Here is an 18,587-nt window from a genome sequence, read left to right as displayed (position 1 = left end):
CATGTTCAAGCTCATTGTCCAGGCAAGTCTGCGCAATCGCCTGTTCGTGCTGGCGGTTGCCGCCGTGCTCGTCGGCTACGGCCTGTTCGTCCTGCCGACGGTTTCCGTTGACGTCTTGCCGGACATCAACCGGCCGACCGTCAACGTCCTGACCGAGGCGGAGGGGCTGGCACCCCAGGAAGTCGAACAACTCGTGACGTTTCCGATCGAGACGTCGATGAATGGCATGCCCGGCGTGATCAGGGTGCGCTCGGTGTCGGGCGTTGGTCTGTCGGTCGTTTATGTCGAATTCGACTGGGGCGTCGACGTCTATCGCGCCCGGCAGTTTGTCTCGGAACGGCTGGCGCTGATCCGCGAGCAATTGCCCTCTTCGGTCAACCCCCAGATGGGTCCGGTGACGTCGATCATGGGCGAGATCATGCTGATTGCCCTGACCAGCGACGGCAGGGCTTCCCCGATGGAAGTGCGCGAGATCGCGGATTTCGTCGTCAGGCCGCAGCTCCTCGCGATTCCCGGCGTCGCCCAGGTGATACCCATCGGCGGCGAGGTCCGCCAATACCGGGTGACGCCGAATATCGCGACGATGCAGGCGCTTGGCATCACCCACGATCAGATCGAGCAAGCGGTAGCAAAGTTCGGCACCAACAGCGGCGGCGGCTTCGTCGACCAGCATGGCCGCGAATATTTGATCCGCAATGTTGGCCTCACCAGGCGGATCGAGGACCTCGGCAACACCGTCGTTGCCAGCCGCGACGAGCAGCCGCTCCTGCTCAAGCAGGTCGCTTCCGTGGATTTTGCAGCGCGCACCAAGCGCGGGGACGCCGGCTATAACGGCAAGCCGGCGGTCATCGTCAGCGTCATGAAGCAGCCGGCCGCGGATACCGTGGCATTGACGCGCAATATCGAGACCACGCTCAAGGACCTGCAACGCACCATGCGTTCGGGGATCAACGTCACCAACGTGCAATTCCGTCAGGCCACGTTCATCGAGACCTCGATAAGCAATGTCGAGCGCGTTCTGGCCGAGGCCGCCGTCGTCGTCGCATTGGTCCTGGTCGTCTTCCTGATGAACGGACGCGCCGCGTTCGTTTCGCTGACCGCCATTCCCATTTCGATCCTGGTGACGGTCCTGGTGTTCCATGCCTTCGGTCTCACGATCAACACCATGACGTTGGGCGGCCTTGCCATTGCTATCGGTGAATTGGTCGACGATGCGGTGGTGGACGTTGAAAACATCCTGCGGCGCCTCCGGGAGAACGCCGCGTTGAGCGCGCCGCGTGCCGTCCTGGATGTGATCTCCGCGGCAAGCCAGGAGGTTCGTTCCAGCATCGTCTACGCAACGATGATCATCGTTCTCGTCTTCGTGCCGCTGTTCGCACTTCCGGGAATCGAAGGGCGGCTGTTCACCCCGCTGGGCGTGGCTTATGTGGTCTCGATCCTTGCGTCGCTGCTGACGTCGATCACGGTAACGCCGGTGCTGTCCTACTATTTGCTTTCAGGACGGACCCATTCGGGTGATCGCGAAAGTTTTGTCGTCGCCAGGCTGAAGCAGGCTAATCGGCAGGTGCTCGGATGGGCTTTCAGACGGCGCGGCCTGGTGCTGGGCTCCGTCGCGGCGGCGATCGTGGTGGCCGGGTATGCCGCAAGCCAGATGCCGCGAAGTTTCCTTCCGCCGTTCAACGAAGGGACGCTCGTGCTTTCGCTGCAATACAATCCGGGCATTTCGCTCGCGGAATCGCACCGGCTTGGCCTGCTGGCGGAACAATCGCTTGCAAAGGTGCCCGAGGTGAAGTCGGTCGGACGCCGCACCGGCCGCGCGGAGCTCGATGAGCACGCCGAAGGCGTGCACTTCAGCGAGATCGATGTCGATCTCGTTCCGTCCAAACGCCAGAAGGCGGACATCTACGCCAGCATCCGGGAAGCCCTGTCCGCGTTGCCGGCGTCGGTTGCAATCGGACAGCCGATCAGCCACCGCCTGGATCATTTGCAGTCGGGTATTCGTGCCCAGATCGTGCTCAAGATTTACGGGCAGGATATCGAGATGTTGCGGCGCCTTGCCGAAACCTCGCGCCAGCGCCTTTCGACGATCCGGGGCCTCGTCGATCTCCAGGTCGAGAAGCAGGTGCTAATTCCCCAGGTTCGGGTTCAGGTTGATCATGCCCGTGCCGCACTCCATGGCCTGACGCCGGCTGCGATCACACAGGCGCTCGATACACTGTCCAACGGCCGGAATGTCTCCCAGATCGTCGACGGCAACCGCCGTTTCGACGTCGTGATGCGCCTTTCGGAGCAGGACCGCTCGACCACGGGGCTGCAAAATCTGCTGATTCCGACCGGGTTGGAGTTCGTTCCGCTGAGCGCTTTGGCTGAAATCATCGAGACCGACGGGCCGAACCAGATTCAGCGCGAGGGAACCCAGCGCAGAATCGTGGTCTACGGCAACGGCGACGGACGCCGCGACATCGCGGATATCGCTGCCGACATTCAGAAGGCCGTTCGGGAGCTGGATTTTCCGCAGGGCTACACGACCAACCTCGAAGGCGCATTTCAGGCGCAGCAGGAGGCGTCCTGGCGCATCGGCATTCTCTCGCTGGCGTCCTTGGCGATGATCTTCATCGTTCTCTACAGCCGCTATCGGTCGACCGCGCTGGCGCTGATCATCATGGGCGGTATCCCGCTCGCCGTGATCGGCAGCGTGGCCGCTTTGAAAATTGCCGGTCAACCCTTGTCGGTGGCGTCGATGATCGGATTCATCACGCTTGCCGGCATCTCGGCACGCAACGGCATCTTGAAGATCTCCCATTACATCAATCTCGCCATTCATGAAGGCGAGCGTTTCGGGACCGGACTGATCGTTCGGGGCAGCATGGAGCGCCTTAGCCCGGTTCTGATGACGGCACTTTGCGCAGGACTGGCGCTCACCCCGCTCTTGATCGGGGCCGACGAGCCGGGCCGGGAAATCCTGCACCCCGTGGCCGTGACGATCTTCGGCGGTCTGCTCAGCGCCACGATCCTCGATACCGTCGTGACCCCGATCCTGTTTCTGATGTTCGGCAAGCAGCCGCTTGAGCGGCTGGCCGCCGGACACGGCGCAACGTTCACCCCCGCGGAAGCCTATTGATCTCCGCACAAACACCGAGGAGCTACCAATGAGAAAGTACATTTTCCTGGCCATGATGGCCGTGATCGGCGCTATGCCCGACCTTGCCGCGGCACAGACGAAAGGTAGCAACGGCGGCCCCGTCGTAAAATCGCAGGGACACCCGATCGAGTTTGTCCGCAAGGGCACGGATATCGTGTTTTATGTGGGGGACGACGATGGCTCTCCGCTCCCGACGAAGGACATGCGGGGACGGGCAACCATTCAGGACGGCGGCAAGACCGTCACCGTGCCGCTCAGTCCGGCCGCCCCCAACTTGATGTCGGGAAAGCTTCAGACGGAGCTGTCGCCCAAGGCTATCGTGGTGTTTTCCGCGAGCTTGCACGGTCATTCCCTGACGGCGAGATACACTGCGGAATAAACGCGGTTGCGAAGGGCGAAGCACATGCGGCGAGATCGATCATCCGTTCAACTGCCTGGCGTCCCGTTGGCGCTTGGTTCGGCTCTCCTGTTCGGTGCTGCAACGCCGCTTTCAAAACTACTGCTCGCCAGCATCGATCCCCAGATGCTGGCGGGCCTGCTTTATCTCGGTGCCGGTCTTGGCCTTGCCGCGGTCCACGCCGCACGAAGCGCGATCGGTCTATCGGTTCCGGAGGCTCCGCCAAGACGCCACGACGTGCCCTGGCTGATAGCCATCGTTATCTTCGGGGGAATTCTGGGTCCCGCATTGCTGATGCTCGGACTTGGCCGGACGTCGGCGTCGTCCGGGTCGTTGATGCTGAATCTCGAAAGTCTCGCAACAATGGGAATTGCGTGGCTGGTATTTCGCGAAAACGTCGATCGGCGATTGTTGTTGGGGGCCTTGGCGATCGTCCTTGGCGCAATAGCCCTGTCCTGGGAAGGCCAGGGCCCTTCATTGGATGCGGGCGCGGCGCTGATTGCGGGGGCTTCCTTGTGTTGGGGCATCGACAACAATCTCACGCGGAAACTGTCGTCTGCCGATCCTGTCGTCATCGCAATGATCAAAGGCCTGTTTGCCGGTGCGTCGAATATCGCCGGCGGTTTTTGGCTCGGCAACAGCTTACCGCCCACGGGCGTTGCGATACTCGCGGCAATTTTGGGTTTCTTTGCGATCGGGGTGAGCCTTGTCCTGTTTGTACTCGCTCTTCGTCATCTCGGCACTGCCCGTAGCGGCGCTTACTTCTCGCTCGCTCCTTTCATCGGCGCGTTGATCGCCGTAAGTCTCGGCGACCCCTTGACGCCGAAGCTTGTTCTCGCCGCGCTGCTGATGGGATTTGGCCTTTGGCTCCATCTCACCGAACGGCACGAACATCCGCACGTTCATGAAGCCATGGCGCACGAACACAAGCATGTTCACGACGAGCATCACCAGCATGATCACGCGGGAGCTGTCGATGAACCCCACTCGCACTGGCACGAGCACAAGCCGTTGCGACACAAGCACCCGCATTATCCGGATCTGCACCATCGTCATTCGCATTGAGCGTCGTGGTTGAACCGTATGGCGTCAATGTGGGCGCTTGGGTTTGGTTCGGACTGCGGGCGGCGACGTTCGCCAAGCACGTCACGATCAGAGCAATCACTGTGCTCAGAGGTCAGTGGAGACGGCCGACATGCGGATCGTCAGCATGTGTCAGAGCTTGCGCTGCAGCTGATCGGCAACCCGCCTGGCGATCTCCGCCGGCGCCTCGTCCGGATAAGGATGCACCGAGCTGACATTGATCTCGCCGAGTACATAGCTGTCGGTACCGTCGGGACGGACCGGGCCAAGCATGAAGTCGGCATCCCAGATCATTGGCAGCTCATGTCGCGGAATATCCAGCAACGACGCCAGCTGGGGCGTCCACTCTTCCTCCATCAGCCGACGCAGCCGCTGGAAGCGCGGGTCTGCGTTGGACGAATAGAGCCGTGGTCCGGCCTCGGCGCGTGCGGGCCGGCGAATCAACCAGGGCTTTGACCTTGTGATAGCCGAAGCCGGCAAAGCGATCGCTTGCCATAGCGCGGTTCCGCGGAGCAGTGAATTCTTCGTGACGCTCGCCGGCGACTTTGGTGGGCCATCCGAAGCCTACGCCCGTTGACAGCTGCCGCCCTCGGGTTTTTACCTAGGGCTCGGGGACCTGCGATCTCCCCGTGAGGCGACATGCCCAAGCATCGCGTCCTGATCACCAAGGGCGCAGCATGTCATCATATCTGCCCGATTTCATCCGTCAGACTGGCTCGCCTTTTCGGCGCGGCGTCCGCGCCGGTCGCATCGCTGTGCGCATGGTGCCCATGGCCTCTTGCGCCTTGTGGGCATCGCGTAGGGAAGGTCGCGAAACGGCTTCACCTGGGGCAGGACAAAACCAGGAGAATGATCATGCGAACCCGAACAATCTTCCGCACGGTTCTGTTGCTTGCGGTCGCGGGCGGGCTGTCGAGCGTGCACGCTCTGACGCAGGAGGAACTCGTCGCCAGGATCCAGGCGGCCGGCTACGCGCAAGTCAGCGATATCAAGTCGACGGCCGAAGGCATCACCGCCAAGGCGGTGAAAAACGGGAAGGCGGTGACGCTGGTCGTCGACAGCAGCGGCCAGGTCAAAGAGCGAAACTAAGCCTGAGGAGTAGCACGATGAAAAAAACCATCTGGGCCGCGGCGACCATTAGCGTCTGCCTTCTTGCATTTCGCTTTGGACCCTTCATCCCGGCATATGCCCAAAATGCTAACTGGCAGAAGGTTGACGAGACCTTGGGCCGCAAGCCCGCCGTCTCGGACGACGTCCGCCGTTACGGCTTTCCCCGCACCGATCTCTCTGTGACTCTGGACGGAGTCACGATCAAGCCGGCGCTGGCGCTGGGCGGCTGGATTGCGTTCAAGCCGGCGCATGGCGGTGCCATGGTCATGGGCGACCTCGTGCTGCTCGAGACCGAGATCAACCCCGTCATGGCGAAGATGATCGCGAGCGGGCTGGAGATCACCGCCGTGCACAATCATCTGCTGCGTGCGAGCCCGGCCACGTTCTACATGCATGTCGCCGGCCATGGCGATCCGCTCAAGTTGGCCGCGGCGATCCATGATGCTCTGGCCGAAAGCAAGACCCCGCTGACGGTCGCGGCCCCGGCGAACCCGCCGCCCGCCATTGACCTCGATACCGCGAAGCTCGATCAGATCATCGGCGTCAAGGGGCAGGCGAATGGTGGCGTCTACCACTTCAACGTGAAGCGCCGCGCCCCCATCACGGAAGACGGCATGTTGCTGACCCCGGTTGCCGCGATGGGCGTCGCGATCGCCATCAATTTCCAGCCGACGGGCGCGGGTAAGGCGGCCATCACCGGCGACTTCGTGCTGACCAGCGACGAGGTAAACCCGGTCATCGCCGCGCTGCGAACGCACGGCATCGAGGTAACCGCGCTGCACAGCCACATGCTGGATGAACAGCCGCGGCTCTTCTTCATGCATTTCTGGGCCAACGACGATGCCGTCAAGCTCGCCGAGGGCCTTCGTGCGGCGCTCGACAAGACGGCGAGCACGAAGGGCTGATGCATGGACAAGCTCATGGACAAGCTCGTGGGCAAGCTTGCGCTGGCATCCATGCTGGCTTTGTTAGTGGGAGGGAACGCCGTGGCAGAGGCCCTGAATTTCGACAACGCTGCTGCCGGAACGTCGCCCGAGGGGTGGATTTTGACGATGACCGGCAAGGGACAGCCGAAATGGACCGTCGAGGCCGAGACCACGGCGCCAAGCCAGCCGAACGTTCTCAAGCAATCCGGACGGGCGACTTTTCCCCTCGCCATCAAGCGTGACACCGCCATCCGCGACGGCTTCGTCGAGGTGAAATTCAAAGCCGTCGCAGGCTCAGAGGATCGCGCCGCGGGAGTCATCTGGCGCGCGAAGGATGCCGACAATTACTATGTGGTCCGGGCCAACGCGCTGGAGGACAACGTCGTGCTGTACAAGACGATCAACGGCGTTCGAACATCACTTGAGATCGCGGGTCGCAAAGGCGGCTATGGCGTCAGCGCGCCGGTGTCGTCCGGACAATGGCACGTGCTGCGCTGCGACTTCGCAGGACGCCGGTTCAAGGTGAGCTATGACGGCAAGCAATTGTTCGAGGTGGAAGACGCCACCATTCCGGACGCCGGCATGATCGGCCTGTGGACCAAGGCAGATAGCGTCACCCTGTTCGATGATCTGACATATCATGGCGTGAAATAGGTCTTTGTCCGACGGCGCGCGCTGGGTTGAACAGCTGCCGCTCCCGGGGATTCAAGTCGCAGTCGCTGCGGTCGATCGCTTCGGCGTGAAGCAAGTTATGCTGCGTAATCGCTTTGCAGGTCCTCACACGCCGCCAACGGCCACAGGTAGCGTGGACGGCGGCGTCGTTTAGGAAGAACACGACAGAGCTCAATCCGATCAGTCAACCCGGCATGATGATGTCGGGCATTCGCGACCTTCCTGGAGTGGTCACACAGGCGGAGGACTGGTGGTCGAAGCCACCGGTTCGCGGGCTGTAGCGGCAGGCGTCTCCGGAATTCCGGGTGGCAAGGCTAACGAGGCTTGTGCGCCCGTAGCGACCCGGGGCAGGCTGGATTTCTGACCCAAACGAGTTTCCGAACCTTGAGCGAGGATTGGAACTTGATGGTCTGAGACCCGCCGCCGCAGCGCTCCTTCTCGGTCCGGCACTGAAAGAAGGGCAATGTGTGAACTAGCTCATTTGGGGTTGAAGGAGACAGTGTCTTAACACGCTGGCGAGTCCGAGGATTGCACCAGGAGACGGGCAATGCCAATCACAGCGGAAACGACCTCGTTCACCAAAGACATCCAAGGCCGCTATCTCTGCAACAATCTCGCGGAGGTCGATTCCTGGAAATCCGCAGGCGGGCGTCCGTTCGATTTCATCATCGTGGGAGGCGGGACGTTCGGTTCTGCGATGGCTGAGCATTTGTGGTTCCGGCAGAAACAGACGGGTGGCGGATTGAGGACGCTGGTCGTCGATGCCGGCATGTTCACGGTCCCTGAGCACGTTCAGAACACGGGGATCCAAGGGTTTGCCGATCCGGCTAATCCGTTCCTTTTGAACGAAAGCCTGCCGCAGCCGGAGCCCCCACGCAACGAGGTCTGGGGAATTCCATGGAAGTCGACTATTCCCTTCAAAGGACTAGCGTACACGCTCGGGGGCAGATCGCTCTATTGGGGCGGTTGGTCGCCTCGTCTGCTGGACGAGGAGATGTTGGGTTGGCCCGCAAACACCGTAGCCGATCTGAACAGCCGCTATTTCGATGAGAGTTCTCGCCAGATCGGTGTCGACGAGGCGAACGACTTCATTTTCGGCGAATTGCAGAATGCGCTGCGTCGCCGGCTCTTCGACAGTTTGTCGAGCGTGCCCGGAGCGTTCGCGCTCGACGCGCTCCCGCCATCTCCGCTGCTGAAGCCCGGCGCCGACCCCGCACAGTTGCTGGGTCTGACGACAAGCGGCGGACTTTCGCAAAACGACCTCCTAAACCTGCTGAAGCTGGAAGCGCCGCTCGCTGTGCAGGCGCGCCCACCACACGCGGGATTCTTCCCGCTGAACAAGTTCAGCGTCGTTCCGCTGCTGATGAAGGCGGCCCGGACCGCGGCGAGCGACTCCAACGGCAGTGATTCCGTCAAAGAATTCATGGTACTGCCGGACACGCATGTGTTGACGCTGCGCAGCGTTCCTACCTCGGCAGGGACCTGGCGCATCTCGGGCATCGACACCACTCGAGGTCCGATAGATCTGGCACCCGGTGGTGCCGTCGTCATCGCGCTCGGCACGATCGAGAACGCGCGGCTGGCTCTCGCATCGTTCGATGCCACCGGACTTCCGACCCTGTCGCTCATCGGCAAGAATCTGATTGCGCACCTTCGCTCGAACCTTGTCATCCGCGTACCACGGTCGGCGATTTCCGGGCTTTCGCCGGCGGTGAACGAGCTGCAGACCGCGGCCCTATTTTTGAAGGGACGAGCCACGCGCTCGAATGGTGATCTGATCGGCCACTTCCACCTTCAGATCTCCGCAAGCGGCGGCGGCAACACCATCGGCGCCGAGGACGAGCTCTACCGCAAGGTGCCCGATGTCGACTTTTTCGATCAGCTGAAGACCTCGACCGACACGCATGTCGCAATTGCAATCAGAGGGCTCGGAGAAATGGAGCCCGCCGATCCGGCCAATTCCGCCGCTCATCCAAGCCGCGTTGATCTGAGCTCGCGGGCCGACGAATACGGCGTTCGTCGCGCATCGGTTGCGCTGACACCGACGCAGCGCGATCAGGATCTCTGGGCCGCCATGGATGCGGCGATGCAGAAGGTCGCCACCGCCTTCGCCAACGGTCAGCCCATGCAGGTGCTCCAGAGCAACCAGGACGGGCTCGGGACGACGCATCATGAAGCCGGGACGCTCTGGATGGGCACCGATCCGACCGCGAGCGTCACGGACGGCGACGGACGCTTCCATCACACCGAAAACCTGTATGCGGCCGGCCCGGCGCTATTCCCGAGCATCGGTTCGCCCAACCCGATGCTGACCGGGATAGCGCTATCGCGCCGCACCGGCGACATGATCATGACGCCTCCAGCCTTCGTGGCCGAGGCGGGTTTCGAGACGCTGTTCGATGGCACCTCTCTGGGGGACTGGACAATGTCGACGATCAGCAACCAGCCGGGTCGGGACGACCCTGGCTCGTTCCGGGTACGGCGCGGCGTTCTGGAGGCACGAACGGGGACCGATCTGGGGCTGCTCTGGCTGAAGCGCCCGACGCCATCTCGCTACGTTTTGCGGCTGCAATGGATGATGACGGCGCCGGACGACAATTCGGGCGTCTTCATCGGCTTCCCGGACCCCCGGAACGAGGGCTACGACAACACGGCCTATGTCGGCGTCAACTTCGGCTTCGAGATTCAGATCGACGAACTGGCCCGGCCGGACAATGCGCCCATCCACAGGACGGGTGCGGTCTACTCCTTCAAGGGGCCGACCGACGGTCCGCTGACGGTCCATCCGGTGGGAGAATGGAACAGCTATGAGATCACCGTCGATGGTGCGGACATCACCGTCGCGCTGAACGAGCAGACGGTGAACATTTTCCATTTCGCGGGCGATCCGCAGTCCCCGCGCCGCGGGCTGCCGTCCACCGCTCAGGACCCGCGCTTCATCGGCCTGCAAACTCATACGGGTCGCGTGCTCTTTCGCAACATTCAGTGGAAGTCGTTGGAGGGTCTCGTGGCATGAACCTGATGCCACTCGGATCGTTGGGCGCCGTGGAAAGCAACGGCGCGGTGACGTTCGGACTCTGGATGCCCTGGGTGTCGGCGGCCGACGGCAACGTCGTCACCGTGAAGATCATCCATGAGGCGGACCAGTTCCTGCAGGAGATGCCGGCCCGGGAGTTTGGGCTGGCGCACAGCGTTCGTGCTCCATATGGCGACTTCTGGTCGGTCACGGTCCCCGTCGCCGGGACGCCGCCCGCGGTGCCGGGCTCGGCCTGGGGCAGTCCGGGTCGCTATGTCTATCGCTACACCATCACCAACCCGAACGTCGGAACGCTCGACTGGATCATCGATCCCTTCGCGCGCGAGTTCGGCGTCGGCAAGCAATCCGCCTTTACCCTGGGCTATCAGCCCTACCTCTGGAGCGCCGGCGAGGCGCAATGGCGAACGCCGGCGCTGGCAGACTTGATCCTCTATGAGGTGAACATCGCCGAGTTCGGCAACGATCTTGACCGCGCCCGCGGGCTCGTGGCCTACCTCGCCGACCTTGGGATCAACGCCATCGAGATCATGCCGCTGTCCAACGTCGGCAGCTCGGTCGACTGGGGCTATCTGCCGATCGGCTATTTCGGCGTCGACGAGCGCTTCGGCAAACGGTCGGATTTCCAGCAGCTGGTCGACATCTGCCACCAGCACGGGATCGCGGTGATCGTGGACGTCGTCTATGGCCATACCGGCGTGGATTTCCCGTACTATGACGCGTACACGCGGTTGCGGTACCGCGATAATCCATTCATGGGGCCGTTTGCCAAGGACTACTTCAGCAACTTCGGCAAGAGCACGGATTTCAATCGGGCGATCACGCGGGACTTCTTTTACACGGCAAATCACCATTGGTTGGAGGTCTATCACGTCGACGGCTTCCGTTACGATTGCGTCCCGAACTACTGGGACGGGCCGATGGGCGTGGGCTATGCGAGCCTGGTCTATGAGACGCACCAGCTGACCAAGGCGAACATCGCGGCAGGTCGCCCGTACTGGAGCCGCTTCGACGGAGCGGCCGGCAGGCCGCTGACCCTCGTGCAGATGGCCGAACAGCTCGAAGCTCCGGAAGACGTGCTGCGCTCGACCTATTCCAACTGCACGTGGCAGAACGGCACCTATGGCGCGGCACGCGCGGTAGCCCAGGGGGATCGCGGCCGGCTCGCCGACCTCGGCCTGCAGCTTGGTCTCTTCGGCTACCCCGACCGGGAGACCGTCAACGGCGACGACATCCCCAAGGCCGCGCTCCAGTACATCGAGAATCACGATCACGAGCGCTTTCTGTGCAATTTCGGCACCTCCAATCCCGACGAAGCTGGCAATCCTCTGTTCGCCGAGGGCGACCGGGCGCGCTGGTACATGCTGCAGCCCTATTTAATCGGCCTGCTGATGAGCAAGGGGATTCCGATGCTCTGGCAAGGCGAGGAATTCGCCGAAAACTATTTTCTGCCCGATTTTGGAAAGGGCCGCGTCTCGCTCCTGCGGCCATTGCGCTGGGATTTCTTCTACGATGATTCCGGCCGGCCGATTGTGAGCCTGGTCCGCAAGCTGCTGCGGATCCGGCGGCAGCGCGATCACATTCGTCAGGGCACGTACTTCTTCTTCAATGACTGGGACCGGTATCAGCAGTTCGGAGTGCTTCTGTTCGCCCGCTACGACGGCGGTCACTACACCTTGATCGCCGTGAATTTTGGAGACACTGACCGGACCGTCCCGTTCTGGTTTCCGATGGCTGGAGACTATGTCGAAGAGCTGCATGGCGGCGCTCTCGACCTGAGGAACGTGCTTTCGCTTAAGCAAGTAGATCTAAGTATCCCATCGCATTATGGACGGATCTGGACGCTGACGTAGGATTGCGATCAATGCGGTCGCGGCGGTACTGATCGGAAAGCCGTTCGAAAGCCGCAGTCGAGTTCAGCCGCCATCGGGCCATCACGTTCGCGATGATCGCCTCCGCCGCGGTCGCGGTGACTATCGGCTTGAACGTCAGCGCACCTTCATGGGCGCTCGCCGTCCTACTACTCGTCTATGGTCTGACCGTTCCCGCCGATTCCGGTGCGCTGACATCTGGGATGTCGGCGGCCGCTCCACGTGAGCACCGGGGCGCGACGCTCGCGCTTCACTCCACGGTCGGTTTCGGACTGTCGGCCGCCGGCGCATGGGGGACGGGGGTCGCGCTCGATTCTGCCGGAGGGCCCCAAAGCCCGGCAGGATGGCTGCTGGTGTTCGTCGTCCTTGCCGCTGGCATTTCGCTGGGCCCGCTGGCGCTGATGTGGGCCCGTGCAGGCCAAGCGAGAGTATGCCGGCTCGATGACCGAGCGCCTGGCCTGCACCGGTGAGCATGAGATGTAGGCCTCACGGTCGCTCGAGTGCAGGCGCGCGCGGCTGCCCCGAACTGGGCGGGCCAGGAGCACCTGGGAGCCAAAATGAGATATCTGGGCCGTCCGGAGCTTCGAATGCTCGCTGGCGGGGCCAAAATGACCGGCTCAGGTACGTCGCTGCGGATGCGGGTTGGCGAACATGTGAAGGCTGCCGGCTTCCAAAGCACCGCCGCCCATGGGATGCTCGGGTCATGAACCTGCGGCGACTGCTCAGAGTAGCATTCGCGGTCTTCGTGACCGCCAGCTTGACGTTGGCGCCCTTGGCGGCGCCGGCGGCCGCGGCGCAAGCCCGTCCGGACGGCATGACCGACATGTCGATGTCGGCCGACATGCCCTGTTGCCCCGACGACCAGAAGAGCAATGACTGCCAGGACTGCCCGCTGGTTGCGATGTGCGTCCTGAAGACGGCTCAGGCGGGGCCCGCCGAGGCCGTCGCCCTCCCGCTGCGGCACGCGATTCGGACCGCGCACTTCGTCGCGGACGACCTGGTCGGCGATGATTTGATCCGCCCACCTCCCGACCAACCCCCTCGAATCCTGGCCTGACCGGCGCTTGACGCCGATTGCGTCCGTGCGCCTCTCGCGCGCGGATGACGCACGCCGCCTCGGTGGTGAATCCAGGACATTTCGAGGACCAGAAAATGAAGACGTCTACTTTCGTGCGCGCCGTCCAGGCCGCGCTGATCGCCGTCGCTGTCGCCGGCACAAGCACGGCCGCGCTGGCCGACATCAAGGACTACAAGTTCGAGCTCGTCGACCAGTCGGTCCAGGCCGGGCCCGACAAGATCGTCACCGTCAGGCTCGTGAACACTAAGACCGGCAAGCCGGTGCCCGACGCCGTCATCTTCGCCAGCCGTTTGGACATGGCTCCGGACGGCATGCAGGAGATGGCGACCAAGGTCACGGCCATGCCGGGCACCGAGCCGGGCACCTACCGCTTCAAGGCAAGCTTTGGCATGGCTGGACGGTGGCAGCTATCCCTCGGTGCCAAGGTCCAGGGCGAGACCGGCACCGTCGAGAACAAGCTCGTCATCACGGCGCAGAAGTGACCCGCTCCCTCGCAGCAAGCCTCGCCGCCGCGTTGACCGCGGCGGGCATCACCTTCGTCGTCGCCGGCCCGCAGCGGCCGGCGGCGCGAACCGTCGCTGTGATCGGCCCCGCTGCCGCGGATGAGAGCGGCGCCGCGATCTACTATCAGGATCCGGACGGCAAGCCGTCGTACTCGCTGGTGCCGAGAAAGACCCCGGACGGCCGGGACTACCGGCCCGTGCCCGCCGGCGCCGAGGTCAGCTTCGACGACGAGCAGGCGCGAAGCTCCCCGCCGGCGACGGCCGGCGCGTCCGGAGAGCGCAGGATCAAATACTACCGCAATCCCATGGGCCTGCCGGACACCTCGCCGACGCCGAAGAAGGATTCCATGGGGATGGACTACATCCCGGTCTATGAGGGCGATGACAGCGACGACGGGTCGATCAAACTTTCACCCGGGAAGATCCAGCGGACCGGCGTCAAGTCGGAGCCCGCAGCGATGCGCGTGGTCCGGACCGCCGTCACGGCGCCGGGCACGATTGCGCTGGACGAGCGGCGGATCTCCGTCGTCGCCCTGCGGGCGGAAAGCTTCATCCTGAAGGTGGCCGACGTGACGACCGGATCTCACGTCGTCAAGGGGCAGCCGCTGATGGAGGTCTACAGCCCGTCCGTCTCCTCTGCTGCAGCCGAGTACCTCACCACCATCACATCGAAGACGACCAGCGGCGACGTTCAGTATGGCCGTGGATCGCGCCAGCGCCTGATAAACCTGGATGTGCCCGACGCTGCGATCTCGGCGATCGAGAAGAGCCGGACAGTGCCGACCTCGATCGGATGGACCTCTCCGCGGGACGGCATCGTGCTGGAGCGAAACGCCATCGAGGGCATGCGCGTCGAGCCCGGCGGGGTCCTGTTCCGGATCGCCGACCACTCGATGGTCTGGGCCCTGATCGACGTCGCCGAACGAGATCTCGGCATGATTGCCAAGGGCCAGCCGGTCACGGTGAGGGCGCGGAGCTTCCCCGGACGGGAGTTCACGGGGAAGGTCCAGGTGATCTACCCGGAGATCAACAAGGAGACCCGGACCGCGCGCGCCCGGATCGAACTGCAGAATCCGGACCTGATCTTGCTGCACGACATGTACGTCGACGCCGACATCGACACCGGCAGTGGCGAGGCCGTCCTCGCGGTGCCGGAGAGCGCGGTGATGGACACCGGCAGCCGGCAGGCCGTTTTCGTCGACAAGGGGCAGGGTCGGCTGGAGCCGCGCGATGTCAAGCTCGGCCACCGGGGCGGCGGGTTCGTGGAGGTCCGGCAGGGCCTCGCGGAGGGCGACGCCGTCGTGGTCTCGGCGAACTTCCTGATCGATGCCGAAAGCAACCTGAAGGCCGCGCTGAAAGGCTTTGCCGAGGGGGCGCAGCAATGATCGCGCGCCTCATCGCCTGGTCCGCCCGCAACCTGCTGCTGGTCCTGTTCGGGACCGGCTTCGCCGCGGCGGCGGGGCTCTACGCTCTTCTGCATCTGCCGCTCGATGCCATCCCGGACCTCTCGGACACCCAGGTCATCGTCTACACCGAGTACCCCGGCCAAGCACCGCAGGTGATCGAGGACCAAGTCACCTATCCACTGACCACGGCGATGCTGACCGTGCCCAAATCGAAGGTCGTCCGTGGTTTCTCGTTCTTCGGCGTCTCGTTCGTCTACGTCATCTTCGAGGATGGCACCGACATCTACTGGGCGCGCTCGCGGGTGTTGGAATTTCTTAATGGCGCGACCTCGCGCCTGCCTGCCGGCGTCACTCCCACGATCGGTCCCGACGCCACCGGAGTCGGCTGGGTGTACCAGTACGCCGTGATGTCGAAGGAACTGAACCTCGCCGACACCCGGACCATCCAAGACTGGAATCTGAAGTTCGCGCTGGCCAAGGCCGAGGGGGTCGCCGAGGTCGCGAGCGTCGGCGGCTTCGTCAAGCAGTACAACGTGATCCTCGATCCGCAACGCATGCGCGACCGCGGCATCACCATGCAGAAGATGCGCGATGCCATCCGCGCCAGCAACGCCGACGTCGGCGGGCGGACCGTCGAACTGTCGGAATTCGAGTACGTCATCCGCGGCAAGGGCTACATCAAGTCGATCAACGACCTCGGCGACATCGTCCTGAAGACCTCCGGCGGCACGCCGGTGCTGCTGCGCGACGTCGCGCGTGTCGAACTGGGCCCCGACGAGCGGCGCGGCATCACGGAGCTGAACGGCGAGGGCGAGGTCGCCAGCGGCATCGTGCTACAGCGCTTCGGCGTCAATGCGCTGGAGGTGATTGAGAACGTCAAGAAGCGCTTCCGGGAGATCGCCTCCAGCCTTCCGAAGTCGGTCGAGATCGTGCCGGTCTACGATCGCTCCAACCTGATCTACGCGGCCATCGACACGCTCAAGCACACGCTGTTCGAGGAAAGCATCGTGGTCGCACTGGTCTGCATCGTGTTCCTGCTGCACGTCCGTAGCGCCCTTGTCGCGATCCTGATGCTGCCCATCGGCGTCTTGATGGCGTTCGGCGCCATGAAGCTGCTCGGGCTCGGCTCCAACATCATGAGCCTCGGCGGGATCGCGATCGCGATCGGCGCCATGGTGGATGCGGCCATCGTCATGATCGAGAACGCCCATAAGCACCTCGAACGGGCAGAGCCGGGAAAGTCCAGGATCGACGTCCTGATCGCGGCCGCGGCCGAGGTCGGACCGGCGCTGTTCTTCAGCCTGCTGATCATCACGGTCTCGTTCATGCCGATCTTCACGCTGGAATCGCAGGAGGGGCGGCTGTTCAGCCCGCTGGCGTTCACGAAGACCTTTTCGATGGCGGCCGCCGCGCTGCTGTCGGTCACCTTGGTGCCGGCGCTAATGGTGATCTTCGTGCGCGGGCGGATCGTTCCGGAGCACCGAAATCCGATCAACCGGTTCCTGATCTGGATCTATCGCCCCGTGATTAACGGCGTCATGCGCGCCAAGACGCTGGTGGTCGTGCTCGCGCTCGCCGTGCTGGCCGTCAGCATCTGGCCGGCGCGCCAGCTCGGCACCGAGTTCATGCCGAACCTCAACGAAGGCACGCTGCTCTACATGCCGACCACGCTCCCGGGCATCTCGGTGACGAAGGCCGCCGAACTGATGCAGACCCAGGACCGGATCATCCGGTCGTTTCCGGAAGTCGCCTCGGTCTACGGCAAGGCAGGGCGCGCGGCGACCGCCACCGACCCGGCTCCTTCCGAGATGTTCGAGACGATCGTCAACCTCAAGCCGAAGGACGAGTGGCGAGCCGGCATGACCATCGACGCCCTGATCGCAGAGATGGACAAGGCGCTGCAGTTTCCCGGCGTCTCGAACGCCTGGACCATGCCGATCAAGGCGCGCATCGACATGTTGTCCACAGGGATCCGCACGCCGATCGGGGTCAAGGTCATCGGGACCGACCTGGTCGAGATCGATAAACTCGCCAAGCAGATCGAGCAGGTCCTCAAAGCCGTGCCGGGCACCTCCTCGGCGTACGCTGAGCGCGGCATCGGCGGCTACTATCTGGAGGTCACGCCGGACCGCAGCGCGCTGGCGCGCTACGGCATCATGGTCCAGGACGTTCAGGACACGATCGCGACCGCGCTCGGCGGCCAAACCGTGACCACGACTGTCGAAGGCCGGCAGCGCTTCACGGTCAACATGCGCTACCCGCGCGATCTGCGCGACAACCCGCAGGCCATCGCCAACGACGTGCTGGTGCCGATGCCCGCCGGCGGCGCGGTGCCGCTCGGCGAAGTCGCCAAGGTCGCGCCGGCGCGGGGTCCGACCTCGATCCGGACCGAGAACGGGCAGCTCGCGACCTACATCTACGTCGACATCCGCGACCGCGATCTCGGCGGCTACGTCGCCGACGCCAAAGCCGCCGTGCAGGCCAGCATCCAGTTCCCACCCGGGTACTACGTGATGTGGAGCGGCCAGTACGAATACATGGAGCGGGCCACCGCGCGGCTGAAGATCGTCGTGCCCGTGACGCTGCTGATCATCTTCCTGCTGCTGTACCTGAACTTCCGCTCGATCACCGAGACGATGATCGTGATGCTGTCGCTGCCGTTCGCGCTGGTCGGCGGCCTTTGGCTGATGTGGTGGCTGGGATTCAACCTCTCGGTGGCCGTCGCGGTCGGCTTCATCGCCCTCGCCGGCGTCGCGGCCGAGACCGGCGTCGTCATGCTGATCTATCTCAATCAGGCGCTGGCGCAGACCGCGGCCAGGCGTGCCGCCGAGGGGCGCGCCCTGACCCGCGGCGACCTCTATGACGCCATCATGGAGGGCGCGGTGGAGCGCGTACGGCCCAAGATGATGACAGTCGTCGCGATCATGGCGGGCCTGCTGCCGATCATGTGGAGCACCGGGACAGGTTCCGAGATCATGCAGCGCATCGCCGTGCCGATGATCGGCGGGATGATCTCATCCACGCTGCTGACGCTGATCGTGATCCCGGCGATCTTCGGCCTGGTGAAGGGCTTCGGATTGCGGCGTGACGACCGCCGACCTCCGCCGGCAAGCAAGCCCATCAACCGTCTCGAACCAATTCCGGAGCCAGCCGAATGAGCTGAACCATGATGCAAGACATGATGCCGGAGAAGCTGCACCCCAGCGATCGAGTGCCGAGAGGAGCAGGATCATGCAGAGCCAGGAATTACTAGCTAACAGCCGGCCGTCTCTCGGGTCGTGCCAACGCCAATGGTTAGCCACCTTCACAACAGAAGTGACCGGTCTTCCCGAAGGGGCGATGCGTCCCCGAAGAATCGCAGCCCT

General features: G+C 63.5%; 13 protein-coding genes and 2 pseudogenes. 14 read left to right on the top strand and 1 reads right to left on the bottom strand.

The window, feature by feature from the left end; all coding sequences use genetic code 11:
* The first annotated feature begins 1 nt into the window (after nt 1).
* The 3 genes from IVB45_RS22915 to IVB45_RS22905 are packed head-to-tail and all read left to right on the top strand — an operon-like array spanning nt 2 to nt 4,604.
* Nucleotides 2–3,121 carry an efflux RND transporter permease subunit gene (locus IVB45_RS22915; RefSeq protein ID WP_247362003.1) on the top strand — a complete coding sequence of 1,040 codons (3,120 nt, stop codon included), beginning with the start codon at nt 2–4 and terminating at the stop codon, nt 3,119–3,121.
* A 28-nt stretch (nt 3,122–3,149) separates the two neighbouring features.
* Nucleotides 3,150–3,521, top strand: a complete 372-nt coding sequence (locus tag IVB45_RS22910) for a hypothetical protein (protein WP_247362001.1) — start codon at nt 3,150–3,152, stop codon at nt 3,519–3,521.
* A gap of 24 nt (nt 3,522–3,545) precedes the next feature.
* Complete coding sequence (locus tag IVB45_RS22905) at nt 3,546–4,604, top strand: DMT family transporter (protein ID WP_247361999.1); 1,059 nt, start codon at nt 3,546–3,548, stop codon at nt 4,602–4,604.
* A gap of 150 nt (nt 4,605–4,754) precedes the next feature.
* On the opposite strand, the gene IVB45_RS22900 is transcribed toward IVB45_RS22905, so the two are convergent.
* The gene (locus IVB45_RS22900; protein WP_247361996.1) at nt 4,755–5,066 is read right to left on the bottom strand and encodes a hypothetical protein; all 312 of its coding nucleotides are present in this window, start codon (nt 5,064–5,066) and stop codon (nt 4,755–4,757) included.
* A 411-nt stretch (nt 5,067–5,477) separates the two neighbouring features.
* On the opposite strand from IVB45_RS22900, the gene IVB45_RS22895 reads away from it, so the two are divergent.
* The 11 genes and pseudogenes from IVB45_RS22895 (at nt 5,478) to IVB45_RS22845 (ending at nt 18,380) form a co-directional block, all read left to right on the top strand.
* Entirely contained in the window at nt 5,478–5,711 is a 234-nt protein-coding gene (locus IVB45_RS22895) for a hypothetical protein (RefSeq protein ID WP_007593473.1), read from the top strand.
* Nucleotides 5,712–5,728: 17 nt separating this feature from the next.
* Entirely contained in the window at nt 5,729–6,637 is a 909-nt protein-coding gene (locus IVB45_RS22890; protein WP_247361994.1) for a DUF1259 domain-containing protein, read from the top strand.
* Nucleotides 6,638–6,652: 15 nt separating this feature from the next.
* On the top strand, nt 6,653–7,312 hold the full coding sequence (locus tag IVB45_RS22885; protein WP_247361992.1) for a hypothetical protein: 660 nt from the start codon (nt 6,653–6,655) through the stop codon (nt 7,310–7,312).
* A gap of 14 nt (nt 7,313–7,326) precedes the next feature.
* Nucleotides 7,327–7,694 (top strand): annotated as a pseudogene (locus IVB45_RS22880) (heme-binding protein); the annotation flags it as partial.
* Nucleotides 7,695–8,027: 333 nt separating this feature from the next.
* Nucleotides 8,028–10,346: a family 16 glycoside hydrolase gene (locus IVB45_RS22875; protein ID WP_247361990.1), complete on the top strand. Its 2,319-nt coding sequence runs from the start codon at nt 8,028–8,030 to the stop codon at nt 10,344–10,346.
* A complete protein-coding gene (locus tag IVB45_RS22870) occupies nt 10,343–12,217 on the top strand; it encodes an alpha-amylase family glycosyl hydrolase (RefSeq protein WP_247361989.1) in 1,875 nt (624 codons plus the stop codon). The genes IVB45_RS22875 and IVB45_RS22870 overlap by 4 nt, the downstream gene beginning before the upstream one ends.
* Nucleotides 12,218–12,261: 44 nt before the next feature.
* Nucleotides 12,262–12,705 (top strand): annotated as a pseudogene (locus tag IVB45_RS22865) (MFS transporter); the annotation flags it as partial.
* Nucleotides 12,706–12,938: 233 nt separating this feature from the next.
* Complete coding sequence (locus tag IVB45_RS22860) at nt 12,939–13,292, top strand: hypothetical protein (RefSeq protein WP_247361987.1); 354 nt, start codon at nt 12,939–12,941, stop codon at nt 13,290–13,292.
* 95 nt (nt 13,293–13,387) lie between these two features.
* Entirely contained in the window at nt 13,388–13,795 is a 408-nt protein-coding gene (locus IVB45_RS22855) for a FixH family protein (protein WP_247361985.1), read from the top strand.
* Nucleotides 13,792–15,201: an efflux RND transporter periplasmic adaptor subunit gene (locus IVB45_RS22850; RefSeq protein ID WP_247361983.1), complete on the top strand. Its 1,410-nt coding sequence runs from the start codon at nt 13,792–13,794 to the stop codon at nt 15,199–15,201. Before IVB45_RS22855 ends, IVB45_RS22850 begins: the two co-directional genes overlap by 4 nt.
* Nucleotides 15,198–18,380: a CusA/CzcA family heavy metal efflux RND transporter gene (locus tag IVB45_RS22845; RefSeq protein WP_247361981.1), complete on the top strand. Its 3,183-nt coding sequence runs from the start codon at nt 15,198–15,200 to the stop codon at nt 18,378–18,380. Before IVB45_RS22850 ends, IVB45_RS22845 begins: the two co-directional genes overlap by 4 nt.
* Nucleotides 18,381–18,587: the final 207 nt, after the last annotated feature.

The sequence above is a fragment of the Bradyrhizobium sp. 4 genome (assembly GCF_023100905.1).
Taxonomy (GTDB): Bacteria; Pseudomonadota; Alphaproteobacteria; order Rhizobiales; family Xanthobacteraceae; genus Bradyrhizobium.
Note: the sequence above shows the minus strand (reverse complement) of the source record. Positions and strands in the feature narration are given on the sequence as shown.